The sequence below is a fragment of the Synechococcus sp. MU1655 genome (genome assembly GCF_023630655.1).
GTDB lineage: Bacteria > Cyanobacteriota > Cyanobacteriia > PCC-6307 > Cyanobiaceae > Synechococcus_C.
Window position 1 is genome coordinate 1 of sequence record NZ_JAKUHK010000189.1, and the last position, 4,144, is coordinate 4,144.

At 55.6% G+C, this 4,144-nt stretch carries 4 protein-coding genes; 1 reads left to right on the forward strand and 3 read right to left on the reverse strand.

Annotated features, from left to right (window positions below; translation table 11 throughout):
• Positions 1 to 18: 18 nt before the first annotated feature.
• The 3 genes from gluQRS to NCN04_RS08875 form a co-directional block, all read right to left on the reverse strand.
• The gene (gluQRS, locus tag NCN04_RS08865; RefSeq protein WP_250395849.1) at positions 19 to 918 is read right to left on the reverse strand and encodes a tRNA glutamyl-Q(34) synthetase GluQRS; all 900 of its coding nucleotides are present in this window, start codon (positions 916 to 918) and stop codon (positions 19 to 21) included.
• Between the two features lie 82 nt (positions 919 to 1,000).
• Positions 1,001 to 1,276, reverse strand: coding sequence for an HU family DNA-binding protein (locus NCN04_RS08870; RefSeq protein ID WP_011620102.1), 276 nt, complete (start codon positions 1,274 to 1,276; stop codon positions 1,001 to 1,003).
• A gap of 142 nt (positions 1,277 to 1,418) precedes the next feature.
• Positions 1,419 to 2,090 (reverse strand): MBL fold metallo-hydrolase, encoded by a 672-nt coding sequence (locus NCN04_RS08875; protein ID WP_048347077.1) that lies wholly within the window; start codon positions 2,088 to 2,090, stop codon positions 1,419 to 1,421.
• A gap of 66 nt (positions 2,091 to 2,156) precedes the next feature.
• Between NCN04_RS08875 and NCN04_RS08880 the strand changes: the two genes are divergently transcribed.
• A partial coding sequence (locus NCN04_RS08880; RefSeq protein WP_250395848.1) for a glycogen debranching protein occupies positions 2,157 to 4,144 on the forward strand: 1,988 nt, incomplete at its 3' end.

The following is a 4,144-nucleotide window of genomic DNA, read 5'->3' on the forward strand; positions in this document are numbered from 1 at the left end:
GTTGCGATCCCGAACTTTTCATGAAGAATCAGCCCCAACAATCAATGACGTGAGCTTGTCCTGGCGTTCTCTCAGTTCCTCTAGCAATTCTTCTGCCGAAATCGCTGTCGCAGGAGCCACCAGACCAAGAGATGCGGCCAATTCGCCAATCACTTGTGCTGCCTCTTGATCACGATCACGCAACCAGCTCAAGCCTGTCGCATGATCACGTTTTGAAAGTTTTTGACCGGATGAATCACAGAGCAACGGCACATGCCCGTAACGCGGAGAAGTCATCCCCAAAGACGTGATGACAGCACGCTGGGCAGCGCAGACCGACGCCAGATCTTGTCCTCGCACCACCTCGTTGATGCCTAAAGCCAACTCGTCGATGGACGTAGCCAAGTGATAAGCGATGACTCCATCAGCGCGACGGAGAACGACATCTCCTACGGCTGTGGCAAAGGGCTCAACAACGCGCAGTCTCCAAGACGGTAATCGCGCGTCCTTCAAGCCCCAATCTTGATGAAGCCGCCTGCAGGTTCCTGGATAAACCGTTGCACCTTCAAGCTGACGGCGACTGCAGCGACAAGGATAGAGATAACCCTGCTTCCGTAAAGTTGAAAGGAATGATCCATAGAGTCCTCGTCGTCTGCTTTGCAGTACGACGGGTCCATCCCAGTTGAGTCCAAGCCAGCGAAGGTCTTGCAACACCGATTCAATGGCGCCAGTACGAATCCTTGGGGTGTCGAGATCATCCACCCGCAAAAGCCATTGCCCATTGTTGAGTCGGGCTCGCAGCCAAGACAGAAGGGCCGTCCTCACATTGCCGAGATGAAGAGGACCAGATGGAGTCGGCGCAAATCGGCCCCGATAGCACCGTCGGCTTAGCCCCTGACCTTTCTGCAGGACATGACTTAGGTGATCCGGAAGCTGGATAGCCATCGACAGTGCTGATCGTTCAGATCAACAAAAAAGGGTGGTCCAAAGACCACCCCATCATCATGAAAGGCTCAGTGATCTAGCCCTGGACGCGGTCTTTAAACATTTTGCCAGCGGTAAATGCGGGAACACGCTTTGCTGGGATTTTGATCTTTTCACCCGTTTTAGGGTTCAGGCCCTGACGAGCGGAACGCTCCCGTGGTTCAAATGAACCGAAACCAAGGATTGAAACCTTTTTCCCTTCGACAACGGAATCAATGATGGTGTCGATAGCGGCGTCAACAACGAGGGAGACGTCCGTTTTGGTGAGTTCAGTGCGAGCAGCAACGAGGTTGACGAGGTCAGCTTTGTTCATGGAAGAAGTGGTGTGGAGCGAGAGCGGGCTGGTTGACGTTGCGGAGGTCAACATCCGCACGGCTTCCTTGAGCGTGCCAATCGTATGGAGGCCAGCGCCTTGAAGCAACCGAAAAACACTGTGCCGCAATGCATTCACCGAATCAGTCTTGAGGAAGACGGTCTGATTGCGCAGGACTCCAACTCTTAAAAGGAGCGAGACGCCCACCTCGGAGCGCCCCAAGCCCTGCTCCAGAAGCAAGTGCTGGACTGGATTCTGGGGGAATCCAATCCCGCAGGCGCCGAAGACTGAGCTGCTGTCTCGGCCAGTGAAAAGTGCGTCGATGTCGAAGAGGAGCCAACTGGCCTTCTTGAACTGGAATTAACAATCGTCCGCAAAACAGCACATCCAGAGGGGCTGGAGCGTGCACAACGCAGCTTCCCGGGGTGGGTCCTGGCGTCCAAAGCAGCCTTAAACCGGAGGTAGTGATGTGGGAATCAACAAAAGTCTCAAGGGGTTGAACCCCTGGCAACAAGTAAGCCTCTTGCTCCTGAACCAACACAGGCCATCCCAATCGTTCTTGCAAACGCCGAAGGCGTCCATGCCCCTCTCGACTCGTGAGAAGAATCCGGGGCAAACGATCAGAAGCCAGGTCATGCAGAGCTTGAAGGGTGGCCTCGGTCAGCGGCGGACAATCAATCAGTACTGGTTCAGGCTCGACATCGAGCCACCAAGATGACCCACCGCGACAGTCTCGATTGGGTGGAAACAACCAAAGGTTGTCCAAAATTTGCTGAGGTGGTCGGCCTGACTCCAAAGCCGAGGTCATCGTCATTTCGGTGGAGTTCCATCACACCCTCTACTTTGAGGGAAGTACGTCCTGCGATCTGCGGGCGGATCTTTGAGCACGATCCATCGCGGCAGTCCCTGGCCACTAGGCAGCAAGATCACATCGCGAGGTGTGAATTTTTCAGTTGCAGCGCCGATGGCCAATCGGCTGGAATTACTGATCTTTGCCCATCCAGAGGCAAACACACCAGCGCAGGTAATTGAGCTGTCGGAGGAGCATCGCTCGGCAGATTATTGGCATGTCGAGGTCGAAGGGCTTGGTGCTGGATGTTGCTACTGCTATCGGGTGTTTGGCCCCATTGAGCCAGGTGGCCATGGCTTTAGACCCGCCAAGGTGCTTGTGGACCCCTGCGCCCGCGCCATTGATGGCTGGAACGTCTACCGGCGCGTAGCGGCGACCGGAGCATCACCCAACACCGATCGGTGCTTGAAATCAGTGGTTTGCGAACGAGATCTGTTCGATTTCCAAGCCCATCCCCGGCCTCGCCACAGCTGGCAAGAGACCGTGATCTACGAGCTCCACATCGGCGGGTTCACCAAACGCCCCGACAGCGGTGTCAGCCCAGATCAACGGGGAACCTATTTAGGTGTGATCGAAAAGATCCCCTATCTGAAGGAGCTCGGGATCACGACGATCGAGCTGCTTCCGATCCAAGCCTTCGATCCCAACGATGCCCCCGCTGGTCGTGACAATGTTTGGGGTTATAGCCCTCTCAGTTGGTTTGCACCGCATCACGAATACGCACTGGGCTCTGATCCCCATTCGGCTCGAGACCAGGTCCGAGACCTCGTAGCGGCCTGCCATGACGCAGACATTGAGGTGCTTTTGGATGTGGTTTACAACCACACCACTGAAGGAAACCGCAACGGTCCCACCTTGAGCTGGAGGGGGTTTGCTGATCGCAATTACTACCACCAGAGCGATGCAGGTGAGTACTTGGACGTGAGCGGCTGTGGCAACAGCATTGCCGCCAACGATCCTCTCTCCAGACAACTCATCCTTGAATCACTGCGTTGCTGGTCCAATGAACTGGGCATCGACGGGTTCCGTTTTGATTTAGGGATTGCTCTCAGCCGAGGGGAGAAGCTGAAACCCCTGGAACACCCGCCCCTGTTTGAAGCGATGGAGGCTGATCCGCAGCTGAGTGAACTCAAACTCGTGAGCGAACCCTGGGATTGTGGTGGGCTCTATCGGTTGAGTGATTTTCCGGCCAAACGGATTGGCACCTGGAATGGGCACTTCCGTGATGCATTGCGCAGTTTCTGGAAAGGAGATGAGGGCAGCACCTGGCCTCTCGGACAACGCTTCCGTGGCAGTCCCGATCTCTACAACGGAAAGGCGGCAAACCTTGGTAGCTCAGTGAACCTAATCACGGCCCATGACGGCTTCAGCCTCTTGGACCTCGTGAGCTTCAACAACAAGCACAACTTGGCCAATGGTGAAAACAACAGAGATGGGGAGAACCACAACAACAGCTGGAACCACGGAGTCGAGGGGCCGAGCAGCGATCGGGCTATCCAGGCACTGCGACGGCGACAACAACGGAATCTGCTCAGCACCTTGCTGCTGAGTCGTGGTGTCCCGATGCTCCTTATGGGCGATGAAGTGGGGCGCAGTCAGGGAGGGAATAACAACACTTGGTGCCAGGACAGCCCGCTCAGCTGGATGATCTGGGGCGACGATCACTGCGATCACGAGTTGCAGACCTACGTGCAACGCCTGCTTGATGTGCGCCAACAACTTGCAACTTTATTCAATCCAATCCGGCCTCACAACGAAAAGAAACCGCTGCGATCAAACGATTCAGACGAGTTGTGGCGGCAGTGGCATGGCGTAGAGCTCAGCAAACCTGACTGGGCTAACTGGTCCCACTGCTTAGCGATGAGCCTGCAGCAAGGACATCAAGGCGCTGTGTTGTGGATGGGCTTCAACGCCTACTTCAAATCCATGCACTTCGACCTACCGGCAGCGGCCTCGCCATGGTGTCGATTGATTGATACAGCGTTACCTGCTGGAGAAGATCTTCCCAGGAGCTTCCA

Coding starts and splice junctions, on each gene's coding strand:
- NCN04_RS08870 (WP_011620102.1), bottom strand. CDS start 1,276: ATGAACAAAGCTGACCTCGTCAACCTCGTTGCTGCTCGCACTGAACTC.
- NCN04_RS08875 (WP_048347077.1), bottom strand. CDS start 2,090: ATGACGATGACCTCGGCTTTGGAGTCAGGCCGACCACCTCAGCAAATT.